The following is a 16,423-nucleotide window of genomic DNA, read 5'->3' on the forward strand; positions in this document are numbered from 1 at the left end:
CGAATGCATATTTGCAGAAAGTAATCTTTGAGCATCGCTATGTTAACTCATAGCAAATCAAACAAATCTTAAATTGAAGAGTTTGATCATGGCTCAGATTGAACGCTGGCGGCAGGCCTAACACATGCAAGTCGAGCGGCAGCGGGAAGTAGTTTACTACTTTGCCGGCGAGCGGCGGACGGGTGAGTAATGTCTGGGAAACTGCCTGATGGAGGGGGATAACTACTGGAAACGGTAGCTAATACCGCATGACCTCGCAAGAGCAAAGTGGGGGACCTTCGGGCCTCACGCCATCGGATGTGCCCAGATGGGATTAGCTAGTAGGTGGGGTAATGGCTCACCTAGGCGACGATCCCTAGCTGGTCTGAGAGGATGACCAGCCACACTGGAACTGAGACACGGTCCAGACTCCTACGGGAGGCAGCAGTGGGGAATATTGCACAATGGGCGCAAGCCTGATGCAGCCATGCCGCGTGTGTGAAGAAGGCCTTCGGGTTGTAAAGCACTTTCAGCGAGGAGGAAGGCAGTCGTGTTAATAGCACGATTGATTGACGTTACTCGCAGAAGAAGCACCGGCTAACTCCGTGCCAGCAGCCGCGGTAATACGGAGGGTGCAAGCGTTAATCGGAATTACTGGGCGTAAAGCGCACGCAGGCGGTTTGTTAAGTCAGATGTGAAATCCCCGCGCTTAACGTGGGAACTGCATTTGAAACTGGCAAGCTAGAGTCTTGTAGAGGGGGGTAGAATTCCAGGTGTAGCGGTGAAATGCGTAGAGATCTGGAGGAATACCGGTGGCGAAGGCGGCCCCCTGGACAAAGACTGACGCTCAGGTGCGAAAGCGTGGGGAGCAAACAGGATTAGATACCCTGGTAGTCCACGCTGTAAACGATGTCGACTTGGAGGTTGTGCCCTTGAGGCGTGGCTTCCGGAGCTAACGCGTTAAGTCGACCGCCTGGGGAGTACGGCCGCAAGGTTAAAACTCAAATGAATTGACGGGGGCCCGCACAAGCGGTGGAGCATGTGGTTTAATTCGATGCAACGCGAAGAACCTTACCTACTCTTGACATCCACAGAACTTAGCAGAGATGCTTCGGTGCCTTCGGGAACTGTGAGACAGGTGCTGCATGGCTGTCGTCAGCTCGTGTTGTGAAATGTTGGGTTAAGTCCCGCAACGAGCGCAACCCTTATCCTTTGTTGCCAGCACGTAATGGTGGGAACTCAAGGGAGACTGCCGGTGACAAACCGGAGGAAGGTGGGGATGACGTCAAGTCATCATGGCCCTTACGAGTAGGGCTACACACGTGCTACAATGGCAGATACAAAGTGAAGCGAACTCGCGAGAGCAAGCGGACCACATAAAGTCTGTCGTAGTCCGGATTGGAGTCTGCAACTCGACTCCATGAAGTCGGAATCGCTAGTAATCGTAGATCAGAATGCTACGGTGAATACGTTCCCGGGCCTTGTACACACCGCCCGTCACACCATGGGAGTGGGTTGCAAAAGAAGTAGGTAGCTTAACCTTCGGGAGGGCGCTTACCACTTTGTGATTCATGACTGGGGTGAAGTCGTAACAAGGTAACCGTAGGGGAACCTGCGGTTGGATCACCTCCTTACCTAACGATACGCATTGCGCAGTGTCCACACAGATTGTCTGATAGAAAGTAACGAGCAAATAAGGCCGGGCTGAGAGATTAGTCGGGCTTTAGTACCTTGTTGGGTCTGTAGCTCAGGTGGTTAGAGCGCACCCCTGATAAGGGTGAGGTCGGTGGTTCAAGTCCACTCAGACCCACCAACTCATCCTCATACTGCGTTACAGACACATTCGTTTATCCCCATAAACGTCGCGTGACTGCGCCTTGTCTGAGAATGAGTTATGCCGATAAGGTATTTTGCTTTTTATATGGGGCTATAGCTCAGCTGGGAGAGCGCCTGCCTTGCACGCAGGAGGTCAGCGGTTCGATCCCGCTTAGCTCCACCATATAAAAAAACTATTTCAAAACGTACTGCGGTCGTAAGGCACAGTGTGTTGTGAAATATTGCTCTTTAACAATCTGGAACAAGCTGAAAATTGAAACAATACAGCTGAAACTTATCTCTCCGTAGAATGACTGAGATAAGGATTAACCTGTATTAGAGTCTCTCAAATAATCGCAATGCCAATGTGTTTATCATTGTTGCAGTGTGAGCGAGAAGACACTCAGCCAGGCGTACAGCGCACAGCAACCGGAGTGAACTCAACGTTCATGAAGATTGCGCGCACTGCACAACACAGCAGAGTGTGTTCACAGCCACACCAATAACGAAAAAACATCTTTGGGTTGTGAGGTTAAGCGACTAAGCGTACACGGTGGATGCCTAGGCAGTCAGAGGCGATGAAGGGCGTGCTAATCTGCGAAAAGCGTCGGTAAGCTGATATGAAGCGTTACAACCGACGATACCCGAATGGGGAAACCCAGTGCAATTCGTTGCACTATTGCATGGTGAATACATAGCCATGCAAGGCGAACCGGGGGAACTGAAACATCTAAGTACCCCGAGGAAAAGAAATCAACCGAGATTCCCCCAGTAGCGGCGAGCGAACGGGGAAGAGCCCAGAGTCTGAATCAGTTTGTGTGCTAGTGGAAGCGTCTGGAAAGTCGCACGGTACAGGGTGATAGTCCCGTACACAAAAGCACACTTGCTGTGAACTCGATGAGTAGGGCGGGACACGTGACATCCTGTCTGAATATGGGGGGACCATCCTCCAAGGCTAAATACTCCTGACTGACCGATAGTGAACCAGTACCGTGAGGGAAAGGCGAAAAGAACCCCGGCGAGGGGAGTGAAATAGAACCTGAAACCGTGTACGTACAAGCAGTGGGAGCACCTTCGTGGTGTGACTGCGTACCTTTTGTATAATGGGTCAGCGACTTATATTTTGTAGCAAGGTTAACCGAATAGGGGAGCCGTAGGGAAACCGAGTCTTAACTGGGCGTCTAGTTGCAAGGTATAGACCCGAAACCCGGTGATCTAGCCATGGGCAGGTTGAAGGTTGGGTAACACTAACTGGAGGACCGAACCGACTAATGTTGAAAAATTAGCGGATGACTTGTGGCTGGGGGTGAAAGGCCAATCAAACCGGGAGATAGCTGGTTCTCCCCGAAAGCTATTTAGGTAGCGCCTCGTGAACTCATCTTCGGGGGTAGAGCACTGTTTCGGCTAGGGGGCCACCCCGGCTTACCAAACCGATGCAAACTCCGAATACCGAAGAATGTTATCACGGGAGACACACGGCGGGTGCTAACGTCCGTCGTGAAGAGGGAAACAACCCAGACCGCCAGCTAAGGTCCCAAAGTCATGGTTAAGTGGGAAACGATGTGGGAAGGCATAGACAGCCAGGATGTTGGCTTAGAAGCAGCCATCATTTAAAGAAAGCGTAATAGCTCACTGGTCGAGTCGGCCTGCGCGGAAGATGTAACGGGGCTAAACCATGCACCGAAGCTGCGGCAGCGACGCTTAGGCGTTGTTGGGTAGGGGAGCGTTCTGTAAGCCGTTGAAGGTGACCTGTGAGGGTTGCTGGAGGTATCAGAAGTGCGAATGCTGACATAAGTAACGATAATGCGGGTGAAAAGCCCGCACGCCGGAAGACCAAGGGTTCCTGTCCAACGTTAATCGGGGCAGGGTGAGTCGACCCCTAAGGCGAGGCTGAAAAGCGTAGTCGATGGGAAACAGGTTAATATTCCTGTACTTGGTGTTACTGCGAAGGGGGGACGGAGAAGGCTAGGCTAGCCGGGCGACGGTTGTCCCGGTTTAAGCATGTAGGCGGAGTGACTTGGTAAATCCGGTTGCTTATCAACGCTGAGGTGTGATGACGAGCCACTACGGTGGTGAAGTAGTTGATGCCAAGCTTCCAGGAAAAGCCTCTAAGCATCAGGTAACATTAAATCGTACCCCAAACCGACACAGGTGGTCAGGTAGAGAATACTCAGGCGCTTGAGAGAACTCGGGTGAAGGAACTAGGCAAAATGGTGCCGTAACTTCGGGAGAAGGCACGCTGGCATTAGGTAAAGAGACTTGCTCTCGGCGCCGAAGCCAGTCGCAGATACCAGCTGGCTGCAACTGTTTAATAAAAACACAGCACTGTGCAAACACGAAAGTGGACGTATACGGTGTGACGCCTGCCCGGTGCTGGAAGGTTAATTGATGGGGTCAGCCGCAAGGCGAAGCTCTTGATCGAAGCCCCAGTAAACGGCGGCCGTAACTATAACGGTCCTAAGGTAGCGAAATTCCTTGTCGGGTAAGTTCCGACCTGCACGAATGGCGTAATGATGGCCAGGCTGTCTCCACCCGAGACTCAGTGAAATTGAACTCGCTGTGAAGATGCAGTGTACCCGCGGCAAGACGGAAAGACCCCGTGAACCTTTACTATAGCTTGACACTGAACATTGAGCCTTGATGTGTAGGATAGGTGGGAGGCATCGAAGTGTGGACGCCAGTCTGCATGGAGCCAACCTTGAAATACCACCCTTTAATGTTTGATGTTCTAACTCGGCCCCGTGATCCGGGGTGAGGACAGTGTCTGGTGGGTAGTTTGACTGGGGCGGTCTCCTCCCAAAGAGTAACGGAGGAGCACGAAGGTTAGCTAATCACGGTCGGACATCGTGAGGTTAGTGCAAAGGCATAAGCTAGCTTGACTGCGAGAGTGACGGCTCGAGCAGGTACGAAAGTAGGTCTTAGTGATCCGGTGGTTCTGAATGGAAGGGCCATCGCTCAACGGATAAAAGGTACTCCGGGGATAACAGGCTGATACCGCCCAAGAGTTCATATCGACGGCGGTGTTTGGCACCTCGATGTCGGCTCATCACATCCTGGGGCTGAAGTAGGTCCCAAGGGTATGGCTGTTCGCCATTTAAAGTGGTACGCGAGCTGGGTTTAGAACGTCGTGAGACAGTTCGGTCCCTATCTGCCGTGGGCGTTGGAAGATTGAGAGGGGCTGCTCCTAGTACGAGAGGACCGGAGTGGACGAATCACTGGTGTTCGGGTTGTCATGCCAATGGCATTGCCCGGTAGCTAAATTCGGAAGAGATAACCGCTGAAAGCATCTAAGCGGGAAACTTGCCTCGAGATGAGTCTTCCCTGGGGCTTTAAGCCCCCTGAAGGAACGTTAAAGACTATGACGTTGATAGGCTGGGTGTGTAAGTGCAGCGATGTATTGAGCTAACCAGTACTAATGATCCGTGAGGCTTAACCTTACAACACCAAAGGTGTTTTGTGTTTGAGAGAGAATGATATTTTCAGCGACGTTCCGAGATTGGGCTGGCTGGCTGTGTGAAGAATTGCATAGCGGGTTAGTTTAGACAGAATTTGCCTGGCGGCCTTAGCGCGGTGGTCCCACCTGATCCCATGCCGAACTCAGAAGTGAAACGCCGTAGCGCCGATGGTAGTGTGGGGTCTCCCCATGCGAGAGTAGGACACTGCCAGGCATCAAACACGAGTTATCAGAGTGACATCTGGTAACTGACAAAATCGCGTAGAGCGGTTTTGCACAGCGCGGAGCGCTGGCCCTGTAAGGGTAAGTATCGGGAAGATACACGTAAAAGAATCGGTGGAGCGGTAGTTCAGTTGGTTAGAATACCTGCCTGTCACGCAGGGGGTCGCGGGTTCGAGCCCCGTCCGTTCCGCCACTTATTTAAATTATGCCTGCTTATCTTAGCAGGCATAATGTTAAGCGTAATCTAGGGGCGTAGCTCAGTTGGTAGAGCACCGGTCTCCAAAACCGGGTGTCGCGAGTTCGAGTCTCTCCGCCCCTGCCATATAAATAACCCTTCGCGAAAGCGAGGGGTTTTTTTATGTCAAAAAACCGTGAATTGTATATTTATCATACTTCTTTGGTGTAGTTATTCTTATATCTTGACGCCTGTTCTGGTCACTATTCCTATATATTTCCCTCATACACTCAATCCATTCTACCAATTCCAAAAAGATCTTTTTGTTCGAGCGATACTTTGCCATTAACAATATTTACTTTTTATAACCGACAAAATTTCAAAAGGTAACGTTCCCAATGCATACCTATTTAGCTGAATTTATGTACAAAACGATTGTAATTCTGTGGTGTGACGTTGCTCATTATTACTTTCACAAAATGTACTAAAACTAATTAACATTTCAGCTATCAGGAAGCTCACCTTAAAAAACATCATATTCTTGTAGAACAACATAATTTGCATATTGGCCGAAGCTCAGGGCAGTAAATGACCTGAATGATTATCTTAACTGTTCTTTGGAATGGTAATGAGTCAGCGGCTCGACGATGACAAGTGAGGAGAGAAATATGTACAGACGTTTACTGTTAGCAGCAGCTATAACAGCGGCAATGTGTAGTGCAGCCCAAGCGGCTCCGTTAGTCGTGGGTTTTTCTCAAATTGGTTCAGAGTCCGGTTGGCGCTCTGCGGAAACTAAGGTTTCTAAACAAGAAGCGGAAAAGCGCGGTATCACATTAAAAATTGCAGATGCTCAACAAAAACAAGAGAACCAAATTAAAGCCGTGAGATCGTTTATTGCTCAAGGTGTTGATGCCATTTTTATCGCGCCAGTGGTCGCAACGGGTTGGACTCCAGTATTGCAGGAAGCTAAAGAAGCTAAAATCCCCGTATTCCTGCTTGACCGTATGATAGAGGTGAATGACCCCTCTTTGTACACAGCAGCAGTGGCTTCAGACAGCGTGTATGAAGGTAAGGTCGCAGGTGAATGGTTGCTGAAAGATGTTGCAGGCAAACCTTGTAACGTTGTTGAACTACAAGGCACCGTTGGTTCAAGTGTGGCTATTAACCGCAAAAAAGGTTTCGCTGACGGGATCGCATCGGCACCTAACGTAAAAATAATTCGCTCTCAGTCCGGGGATTTCACACGGAGTAAAGGCAAAGAAGTGATGGAGAGCTTCATTAAGGCGGAGCAAAACGGTAAGAACATTTGTGCTGTCTATGCACATAACGATGATATGGCGATAGGCGCCATTCAAGCCATTAAAGAAGCCGGTTTGAAGCCGGGTTCAGAGATTAAGATTGTATCCATCGATGGTGTTCCTGATATTTTCAAAGCGATGAGTAGCGGAGAGGCTAATGCTACTGTTGAATTAACACCGAATATGGCAGGCCCTGCTTTCGATGCATTAATTGCGTTGAAGAAAGATGGCACCCAACCCCCTAAATTTATCCAAACAGAATCCCGTCTGTTACAGCCTGATACGGCTAAACAGGAATATGAATCTAAGAAGAGTCTTGGCTATTGATTCAAATGGCGGGGGCTTGCCCCGCCTACTTTCGTCACCTGTATTTGGGCAATATCTGAGTCGTTTTTGAACGTGGGTACATCTGATGGAAACACTGCTAGAAGTTCGTGGTTTGTCAGTTGAATTTCCTGGTGTTAAGGCATTGGACTCTGTGGATTTTTCTCTGCTTCGCGGTGAAGTTGTCGCATTGTTAGGAGAGAACGGAGCCGGAAAATCGACGTTAATAAAAGCATTAACCGGGGTCTATAAGCGGGCTGCCGGTGAAGTTTATTTAGATGGCAAGGCCATTTGCCCCATTGATACTGCTGATGCCCAAAAATTGGGTATTGGTACTGTTTATCAAGAGGTCAACTTGCTGCCCAATATATCTGTCGCAGCAAATCTATTTATTGGTCGTGAGCCATTACGTTGGGGGCTGATTGACCATCGCACGATGAATCTACAAGCAGAAAAACTGCTAACGGGCTATGGCCTTACATTAGATGTGCAGCAACCGTTAGCTAACTTTTCTATTGCAATACAACAGATTGTCGCCATTGCTCGCGCGGTCGATCTATCAGCAAAAGTACTTATTCTGGATGAGCCAACGGCAAGTTTAGATGCTAAAGAAGTCAGTATGTTGCTGGATATTTTACGTCAGTTACGAGACCAAGGTATCGGTATGGTATTCGTGACGCATTTCCTCGATCAGGTTTATCGGATCAGCGATCGTATTACTGTTTTACGCAATGGCAAACTTGTTGGCACTAAAACAACCGCAGAACTTCCCCGTATTGAATTGGTTCAGATGATGTTAGGCCATAGTTTTGATGAGCAATTATTGAAGCGTGGTGAACACAATATTACCGCAAGCAGCCCACTGGTTGAGTTTAAAAACTATGGCCGGCGGGGGGTTGTAGAGAATTTTGATTTGGCTGTTTCTCCTGGTGAAATTGTCGGACTTGCTGGGTTATTGGGGTCTGGGCGCACCGAGACCGCGCAACTAATTTTCGGTGTCACGACGGCGGATACTGGTGAGGCCAAAATACAAGGCAAGCCGGTTAAGATCCGAACACCACGCGCGGCATCAAAATTCGGTTTTGGCTATTGCCCCGAAGATCGCAAAACTGACGGTATTGTCGGTGCGGCCACAGTTCGTGAGAACATTATTCTAGCCTTACAGGCTCAGCGTGGGTGGTTAAGGCCACTTTCAATGCGGGAACAAACGCAAATTGCTGAGCAATTCATTCAGCAGCTTGGTATTCGTACTCCCGGCCCCGAGCAACAAATTCAGTATCTCTCTGGTGGAAATCAGCAAAAAGTATTATTAGCTCGCTGGCTTGCCACAAAGCCCCGATTTTTGATTTTAGATGAGCCAACACGCGGTATCGACGTGGGTGCCCATGCTGAAATTATTCGGTTGATAGAGAAACTGTGCGATGAAGGGCTGGCACTGTTAATTATCTCTTCCGAATTAGAGGAATTGGCAGGTTATGCCGATCGCGTCATTGTTCTGCGTGACCGTCGACATATTGCACAACTCGGTCACGATGAGATTTCCGTTCCTGCCATCATGCAGGCGATCGCGGTGCAATAAGGAGTTACTTCATGGTTAATAGGAGCCTATCAATGCCGCAACGACCGCGCAAAGTTAAATGGGTTTTGCCGAAAGGTGCCACTCAATTTGGTGCTCTGGCGGTCATTTTATTGATTGATAGTTTAGTCGCCCCGCACTTTTTCTCGATCCATATTCAGGACGGGCGGTTGTTTGGCAGTGTAATCGATATTCTAAATCGGGGTGCTCCCGTCGCTTTACTGGCATTAGGTATGACACTGGTCATTGCTACTGGCGGCATTGATTTATCGGTCGGTGCGGTGATGGCAATAGCAGGTGCAACGGCGGCCACACTGACCAGTGCCGGATACCCTTTGCCAACGGTATTAGTCGCCGCCCTTACGGTTGGCGCGCTATGTGGTTTATGGAACGGCTTCTTAGTGGCGGTATTACAAATCCAGCCTATTGTGGCCACCTTAATGTTAATGGTGGCAGGGCGGGGGATAGCCCAGCTTATTACTGAGGGGCAGATTGTTACATTTGATACGGGTGGCTTGGCGAAGTTGGGTAGCAGTACGCTGATGTATTTGCCGATGTCAGTGGTCATCGCATTGAGTATGTTGATTATTGTGTGGCTACTGACGCGAAAAACAGCACTGGGATTATTCATTGAGTCAGTTGGTATCAACTTACGATCAGCACGTAATGCGGGAGTGAGTACTCGTTTGGTGCTGATTGCCGTGTATATGATTTGTGGTATCTGTGCGGCGGTGGCGGGCATTATTGTGACCGCAGATATTCGTGGTGCTGATGCTAACAATGCTGGTTTATGGTTGGAACTGGATGCAATTTTGGCGGTAGTCATTGGTGGCGCATCTTTAATGGGGGGGCGGTTTAATCTTTTGCTTTCGGTTATTGGTGCTTTGATTATTCAAGGAATGAATACAGGGATCTTGCTTTCAGGCTATCAGCCAGAGTTTAACCTGGTCCTTAAAGCCATTGTGGTATTAGCCGTCTTGGTTGTGCAGTCACCAATGATTTCATTTAGCCACATCTTCAAGAGGCGAAAATAATGTTAAAGCGCAATATTCCTTTGCTGATTACTATCGCCGTTTTTATTCTGGGATATGCTTTTTGTCTCAGTCAGTTCCCCAGTTTTTCTTCCACCCGAGTGTGGTGTGATTTACTGACGGATAATGCTTTTCTGGGCATTGTCGCCGTAGGGATGACTTTCGTTATTCTATCGGGCGGTATCGACTTATCTGTTGGATCGGTAATCGCGTTTACGGGGGTGTTATTAGCTAAGTTAATCGGAACTTATGGTATTCACCCAATGTATGCTTTTGCCATTGTATTGGTTATGGGAGCAATGTTTGGTGCATTGATGGGATGGATCATTGATTCCCTGAAACTCCCTGCGTTTATCATTACGCTGGCTGGGATGTTCTTCGTCCGTGGAATGAGTTTTATTGTCTCTGAAGAGTCGATACCCATTAATCACCCGCTTTATGCCACATTGGCGAATTATGCCTGGAAAGTCCCCGGTGGTGGGCGATTCACATTATTGGCCTTCATCATGCTAATGGTTGTGGCATTTGGCATTCTGTTGGCTCATCGGACCCGTTTTGGCCATAACGTTTATGCCATTGGCGGTAACAGCGTTTCTGCTGGGTTGATGGGTGTTCCCGTCAGGCAAACGACGATTAAAATTTATATGCTATCGAGCACATTAGCTGCGCTATCGGGAATTGTTTTCTCACTCTACACCTCTGCTGGCTATGCATTGGCAGCCAGTGGTGTTGAGCTAGATGCCATTGCCGCAGTCGTTATCGGTGGCACACTACTCACTGGCGGTATTGGAACTGTTTTCGGCACGTTGTTTGGCGTTTTGATTCAGGGCTTGATACAGAGCTACATTACCTTCGATGGTACACTCAGCTCATGGTGGACCAAGATTGTCATTGGTATTTTATTATTCAGCTTTATTGCGATTCAGAAGGCGATGGGTGCTTTTTATCTGAACCGGCGTGCACGTCCTCAGTCACCGCCACTTAATCCTGTATAGCGCTCTGAGCAGCGTTATTCATAGGTGTTTTTAATAGTTGCCGAATCAATACTTGCTGGTCACTGTTTTGCAACCAAACGGCATACAGTGGCCGCACAACAGCTGGCATGTCCGCATTCATGGCCAATTGAGGGTACTCCTTTTGCCAGTGTTCGGGCAGAAAGGCACAGCCGCCAGTGGTTTCCAATAATTGCCGGGTTAAATGTGCCGATGTGGTCGTTAGCACTGGCATTTGCATGCTCTCCAGCAATCTATTCTCTTGTTGATGAAAATCAGCGCCCCACTCAAGCTTGATGTAAGGAGCCTCATTTGCATTTTTATGCTCGGCGTCTGACTCAGTTTCTTTCGATAAATCAATCGGCTCAAACGAAAACAGTCGCAGCGAAAAGTGCCCCAGGAGCAGGCTGGACAGTTCATCCATTTTAGGCGGTTCAGTCGTTATCAATAAATCCAGTTGCCGTTCGTGCAACTGTTTCACCAGCGAGTGTCGCAGCGCAATCCGCGCCTCAAGGCGCAATGCCTCTCGTTGTTTATATAATTGTTGCAACCACGGAGTGAGGTATGCCTCCCACAGTGAAGCGGTTGCACCAATGGATAACTCGGTATGTTGTAGTGAGTGAGCGACCTCTTTTTTGGCGAGTTGCCAGGTACTCATCAGCGATTCTGCATAAGGCACCAAGCGTTCCCCTGCCGGTGTCAGACGAATATTATTGCGATGACGAGTGAATAAATTTGCACCTAATTGATTTTCCAACTGACGGATACGAAAACTTACCGCCGACTGTGTTAAGTACAAAGATTCAGCAGCGCGACCAAAGTGGCGAGTTCTACTGACCTCCAAAAAGGTTTTCAGTAATTCGGTATCCAAACCCATCTCCAATTTTTTTTGTCGTTAAGATTTAAATGTTTTGTTTTACACGCTGTCAAGCCTATCTAATACTCCGCGCCATAAACAGCACGACCATGAGAGAATTAGGAGCGTGTCAGATGGCGGATAGCTTCATCACGACCAATCGTTTTTTTGATAATAAACATTATCCTCGCGGGTTCTCGCGTCACGGCGATTTCACCATTAAAGAGGCGCAATTACTAGAGCGCCATGGTTACGCCTTTAACGAACTCGATCTCGGGAAACGCCAGCCTGTAACGGAAGAAGAACAGTTATTTGTTGCTGTTTGTCGCGGCGAACGTGAACCTGTCAGTGCCGAGGAGAAAGTCTGGTCCAAATATGTGACCCGAACTCGTCGCCCTAAACGCTTCCATACCCTGTCAGGCGGTAAGCCGCAGATGGATGCGGTGGAAGATTATACCGATAGCGACGATTAATCCCCTCTTATCCTTCGTCCTTGAAATTGCAGGGGTGTTAGCGGCGCGCTCTTACCCGAATCACTTACTTAAGTAAGTGATTCGGGATACGTTTGCTAGCGGCCTACCTGTGATCCCAATGACTTTGGATATCAGATAGGTGTTTGATAATAGGGTTTTTTACTCCCCTATTTACATCAAGCTTTTGTGTAACTGCAACAGCAGCCGGTCCATACAACGATAGCTCAGTGCTTCCGAAAGGTGATTTCTTTGGATGCTATTTTCCTGAGCGAGATCGGCAATGCTCCGCGCTACTTTTAGAATATGGTGCCAGGCGCGTACCGACAAACCCAGTGTCAGCAGGACTTGCTCTAGAAAGGCCGCATTCTCAGGGGTGAGGGAGCAATATTCTGCAACTTCCTGGCTATTAAGCTGAGAATTTATCTTCCCTGCTCGATCCAATTGCCTCTGTCTTGCCTGCAATACTCGTAACCTGACAGTTTCACTGCTTTCCCCTTGATGCCTCTGGGCCCCCAGCATACCTGATGGCAGTAATGGCACCTCTATCGACAAATCAAACCTGTCCAGAAACGGCCCCGACAATTTTGCCAGATAGCGCAGAATCTGTTGTGGCGGTGTACGGTTATGGACCCCCTGATAATGACCGCTGGGGCTGGGGTTCATTGCGGCGATAAGTTGCACTTTGGCAGGAAAGCACACTTTTGCCGCTGCACGAGAAATGATAATTTCGCCTGACTCCAGTGGTTCGCGCAAAGAATCCAGCACCCGACGTTCAAATTCAGGTAATTCATCGAGGAAGAGTACACCATTGTGCGCCAGCGAAATCTCACCGGGGCGAGGAATGGAACCTCCGCCAATCAGTGCTGCCATCGACGCGCTGTGGTGGGGCGCGCGAAAAGCCCGGCAGCGCCATTGGGCGGGGAGATCGTTACTGTGCAGTAGGCCATTAATGGCAGCGGCCTCTAATGCCTCTTGATCCGTCAACGGTGGCAGTAATCCGGTTAACCGATTTGCCAGCATCGTTTTGCCCGTTCCTGGTGGCCCGAGTAATAGCAGGTTATGCCCACCCGCCGCAGTAATCTCTAAAGCGCGTTTAGCCTGTGGCTGCCCGATGATATCTTGCAGGTCGAGGCTGTTATCCCATGATGGTGTAGATTCAAGGAGCTGGCCTTGAGCGAGGGTGTTTTCACCCTGCAAAAAACCACATACAGCTAATAAGTGGTCGGCAACCCGGCTGTTACCTTGTGGTATTAAACCTATCTCATGACGGTTGGCGGTTGGCAGGATTAATTGCCGCTGCACTTGGCTGCTGGCGAGTGCTGCCGGAATTGCGCCGCTAACACGCCTTAACGCCCCTGACAGGGCTAACTCACCCAAGAACTCATAGTGGGTTAATTTATCCGCAGGAATCTGTTCTGACGCAGCCAGTATCGCTAAGGCAATAGGGAGGTCATAGCGGCCGCCTTCTTTAGGCAGGTCTGCTGGTGCCAGACTAACGGTGATCCGCTTCGCTGGAAAAGTGAAGCCACTGTTGATTAATGCGCTCCGAACTCTATCTCGAGCCTCTTTTACGGTGGTTTCCGGTAATCCGACCAAAATTAATCCGGGGAGCCCATTGCTGATATGAACTTCTACTGTAACCGGTGGGGCCTGAATGCCTAATGTGGCGCGGGTATGAATGGTTGCCAGTGACATGCTGCTTTCCTTTGCCGTGATGTGTCCTTGGTGCCGCTGTGATGTTTATCTATCTGCCGGGCTGAGATGCGATATAGCCGCGGCAGTGTGCCCGAGGTCTTTTTTGAGTTCAGCGAAAAAGTATTGATTTGCGAACGCTCGCGAGAAATTTCGCTGCAAGGGAAGTATCAAAATTAAAAATTGCGATATGGCACGCAAAAAAAGGCCAAACCACTGATGTGGGTATTACTGATTGATAAATAATATATTTATGTCATATCGTGTAGCGGCTCACAGAATAATAATTTAAATAAATATTGTCAGATAACCAATAACTGTGATAACTCTGTAGGTATTCGTTCGACATTGACAGATGAACAACCTAATTATGAAAGCGATTTTCCAAGTGATTAACCTAGTCCTAATTAGCGTGGTGGTGATTATTATCCCACCGTGCGGGGCTGCACTTGGACGAATAAAGGCATAAAAATCAAGCCTTAATCTCAAGAGAACCCCCGCACCGAAAGGTCCGGGGGTTTTTTTATTGGTACGTTAAAGACGCGAGGAACATAAAATGCACAACAGAATAAAATCCTGTGCCTCCCGCAAAAGGTCGGGGAAATAACTATGAATGGTGCTCAGTGGGTGGTTCAAGCGTTGCGTGCGCAGGGTGTTGATACGGTATTCGGCTATCCGGGTGGGGCAATAATGCCTGTCTACGATGCTTTGTATGATGGTGGTGTTGAGCATTTGCTCTGCCGCCATGAGCAAGGCGCTGCGATTGCCGCCATTGGCTATGCTCGTGCAACCGGTAAAGTCGGGGTGTGTATTGCCACTTCCGGCCCTGGAGCCACTAATCTGATCACCGGTTTGGCTGATGCATTGCTGGATTCGGTGCCGGTCATTGCTATCACCGGTCAGGTGGGGTCCGCGTTAATCGGCACCGATGCTTTTCAGGAAATTGATGTACTGGGCTTGTCACTTGCCTGTACTAAACACAGCTTTTTGGTTGAATCATTAGAGGCGTTGCCCGGTATCATGGCGGAGGCGTTTGCCATTGCGACCAGTGGCCGCCCTGGGCCGGTTTTAATTGATATTCCGAAGGATATTCAATTAGCTGTGGGTGATTTAACCCCGCACCTGATGCCGGTTGAAGAGCATCCTGTTGATTCTGCCGCCGAGTTACAACAAGCCTGGGATATGCTGGCAACCGCGCAAAAACCGATGTTGTATGTCGGGGGTGGGGTTGGCATGGCACAGGCCGTTCCTGCTTTACGTGCTTTTATCGAGACAACGGATATTCCTGCGGTTGCCACTCTGAAGGGCTTAGGTGCACCGGATACTCATCACCCGTGCTATCTGGGTATGTTGGGGATGCATGGCACTAAAGCCGCAAACTTTGCGGTGCAGGATTGCGATTTACTGATAGCGGTTGGCGCGCGGTTTGATGATCGTGTCACCGGTAAGCTGAATACATTCGCCGCAAAAGCAAAAGTTATCCATATGGATATCGACCCGGCTGAATTGGGTAAATTGCGTCAGGCACATGTCGCGTTGCAGGGCGATTTGAAAGTATTGCTGCCCGCATTACAGCAACCGCTGAATATTCAGCCTTGGCGTGATGAGGTCATGGCATTGAAACAACTGCATAGCTGGCGCTATGACCATCCTGGTCAGGCCATTTATGCCCCGTTGTTACTGAAACAGATATCTGAGCGTAAAGCACCGCAAACGGTGGTGACTACCGACGTGGGCCAGCACCAGATGTGGACGGCGCAGCATATGAACTTTACCCGCCCCGAAAATTTCATCACATCCAGCGGCTTGGGCACGATGGGGTTTGGTGTGCCAGCCGCCGTCGGTGCTCAGATGGCCCGCCCTGATGACATGGTTATCTGTGTCTCCGGTGACGGTTCGTTTATGATGAATGTTCAGGAGTTGGGCACGATAAAACGAAAACAGTTACCGCTGAAAATCGTATTATTGGATAACCAGCGATTGGGTATGGTTCGACAGTGGCAGCAACTGTTTTTTGATGGACGTTATAGCGAAACTAATCTTTCTGATAACCCCGATTTTATCACGCTGGCCAGTGCGTTTAATATCCCCGGCCAACGTATCACCCGCAAAGACCAAGTCGACGCCGCTCTGGATGCGCTGTTTAACAGCGAAGGCCCTTATCTGCTCCAGGTTTCCATCGACGAACTCGAAAACGTTTGGCCGTTAGTGCCGCCAGGCGCAGGTAATGAAACCATGCTGGAGAAAATCTCATGATGCACCATCAATCCTCTATCCAACATCAAATCTCTATCCAAGCCCGCTTCCGCCCTGAGATGTTAGAGCGTGTATTGCGGGTTGTGCGGCACCGTGGCTTCCAGGTTTGTGCTATGAATATGTCGCCAATGATTAATGCCGAGAATGTTAATATTGAATTGACCGTTGCCAGCGGGCGACCTGTCGATTTACTGTCTTCTCAGTTAAGTAAGCTTATGGATGTCGCCTGCGTCGAGATCCTACAACCTAATACATTACAGATACGCGCCTGATGCGCCAC

General features: G+C 49.3%; 10 protein-coding genes, 4 tRNA genes and 3 rRNA genes. 15 read left to right on the forward strand and 2 right to left on the reverse strand.

Annotated elements, in window-relative coordinates; all coding sequences use genetic code 11:
• The first annotated feature begins 70 nt into the window (after nt 1-70).
• The 11 genes from EL015_RS00665 (at nt 71) to yjfF (ending at nt 10,869) form a co-directional block, all read left to right on the forward strand.
• Nucleotides 71-1,613 (forward strand): 16S ribosomal RNA (locus EL015_RS00665).
• 102 nt (nt 1,614-1,715) lie between these two features.
• Nucleotides 1,716-1,792, forward strand: a tRNA-Ile gene (locus EL015_RS00670).
• A gap of 110 nt (nt 1,793-1,902) precedes the next feature.
• A tRNA-Ala gene (locus EL015_RS00675) sits at nt 1,903-1,978 on the forward strand.
• Nucleotides 1,979-2,324: 346 nt separating this feature from the next.
• Nucleotides 2,325-5,231 (forward strand): 23S ribosomal RNA (locus EL015_RS00680).
• Between the two features lie 115 nt (nt 5,232-5,346).
• Nucleotides 5,347-5,462 (forward strand): 5S ribosomal RNA (rrf, locus tag EL015_RS00685).
• Together the 16S, 23S and 5S rRNA genes with 4 tRNA genes alongside form the textbook arrangement of a ribosomal RNA operon.
• 124 nt (nt 5,463-5,586) lie before the next feature.
• Nucleotides 5,587-5,663: transfer RNA gene (locus EL015_RS00690), tRNA-Asp, on the forward strand.
• 53 nt (nt 5,664-5,716) lie between these two features.
• Nucleotides 5,717-5,792 (forward strand) — tRNA-Trp (locus EL015_RS00695).
• Between the two features lie 521 nt (nt 5,793-6,313).
• Complete coding sequence (ytfQ, locus tag EL015_RS00700; RefSeq protein WP_032907425.1) at nt 6,314-7,270, forward strand: galactofuranose ABC transporter, galactofuranose-binding protein YtfQ; 957 nt, start codon at nt 6,314-6,316, stop codon at nt 7,268-7,270.
• Nucleotides 7,271-7,355: 85 nt separating this feature from the next.
• Nucleotides 7,356-8,846, forward strand: a complete 1,491-nt coding sequence (ytfR, locus tag EL015_RS00705; RefSeq protein ID WP_005190331.1) for a galactofuranose ABC transporter, ATP-binding protein YtfR — start codon at nt 7,356-7,358, stop codon at nt 8,844-8,846.
• Nucleotides 8,847-8,857: 11 nt separating this feature from the next.
• Nucleotides 8,858-9,877 carry a galactofuranose ABC transporter, ATP-binding protein YtfT gene (ytfT, locus tag EL015_RS00710; protein ID WP_072088845.1) on the forward strand — a complete coding sequence of 340 codons (1,020 nt, stop codon included), beginning with the start codon at nt 8,858-8,860 and terminating at the stop codon, nt 9,875-9,877.
• Complete coding sequence (gene yjfF, locus EL015_RS00715) at nt 9,877-10,869, forward strand: galactofuranose ABC transporter, permease protein YjfF (RefSeq protein WP_032907423.1); 993 nt, start codon at nt 9,877-9,879, stop codon at nt 10,867-10,869. The genes ytfT and yjfF overlap by 1 nt, the downstream gene beginning before the upstream one ends.
• On the opposite strand, the gene hdfR is transcribed toward yjfF, so the two are convergent.
• The gene (gene hdfR, locus EL015_RS00720) at nt 10,856-11,737 is read right to left on the reverse strand and encodes an HTH-type transcriptional regulator HdfR (RefSeq protein ID WP_032907440.1); all 882 of its coding nucleotides are present in this window, start codon (nt 11,735-11,737) and stop codon (nt 10,856-10,858) included. The two genes, yjfF and hdfR, sit on opposite strands and share 14 nt — an antisense overlap.
• A 119-nt stretch (nt 11,738-11,856) precedes the next feature.
• Between hdfR and EL015_RS00725 the strand changes: the two genes are divergently transcribed.
• Nucleotides 11,857-12,195, forward strand: coding sequence for a MaoP family protein (locus EL015_RS00725; RefSeq protein ID WP_005190326.1), 339 nt, complete (start codon nt 11,857-11,859; stop codon nt 12,193-12,195).
• A 171-nt stretch (nt 12,196-12,366) separates the two neighbouring features.
• On the opposite strand, the gene EL015_RS00730 is transcribed toward EL015_RS00725, so the two are convergent.
• Nucleotides 12,367-13,890, reverse strand: a complete 1,524-nt coding sequence (locus tag EL015_RS00730; RefSeq protein WP_005190324.1) for a YifB family Mg chelatase-like AAA ATPase — start codon at nt 13,888-13,890, stop codon at nt 12,367-12,369.
• A 367-nt stretch (nt 13,891-14,257) separates the two neighbouring features.
• On the opposite strand from EL015_RS00730, the gene ilvL reads away from it, so the two are divergent.
• The 3 genes from ilvL (at nt 14,258) to ilvM (ending at nt 16,415) form a co-directional block, all read left to right on the forward strand.
• Nucleotides 14,258-14,356, forward strand: coding sequence for an ilv operon leader peptide (gene ilvL, locus EL015_RS00740; RefSeq protein WP_071777720.1), 99 nt, complete (start codon nt 14,258-14,260; stop codon nt 14,354-14,356).
• Between the two features lie 140 nt (nt 14,357-14,496).
• On the forward strand, nt 14,497-16,143 hold the full coding sequence (gene ilvG / locus EL015_RS00745; RefSeq protein ID WP_005190320.1) for an acetolactate synthase 2 catalytic subunit: 1,647 nt from the start codon (nt 14,497-14,499) through the stop codon (nt 16,141-16,143).
• A complete protein-coding gene (gene ilvM, locus EL015_RS00750; protein ID WP_032907438.1) occupies nt 16,143-16,415 on the forward strand; it encodes an acetolactate synthase 2 small subunit in 273 nt (90 codons plus the stop codon). Before ilvG ends, ilvM begins: the two co-directional genes overlap by 1 nt.
• The last annotated feature ends 8 nt before the right edge of the window (nt 16,416-16,423 follow it).

Origin of the sequence: Yersinia intermedia (assembly GCF_900635455.1) — a bacterium.
GTDB lineage: Bacteria > Pseudomonadota > Gammaproteobacteria > Enterobacterales > Enterobacteriaceae > Yersinia > Yersinia intermedia.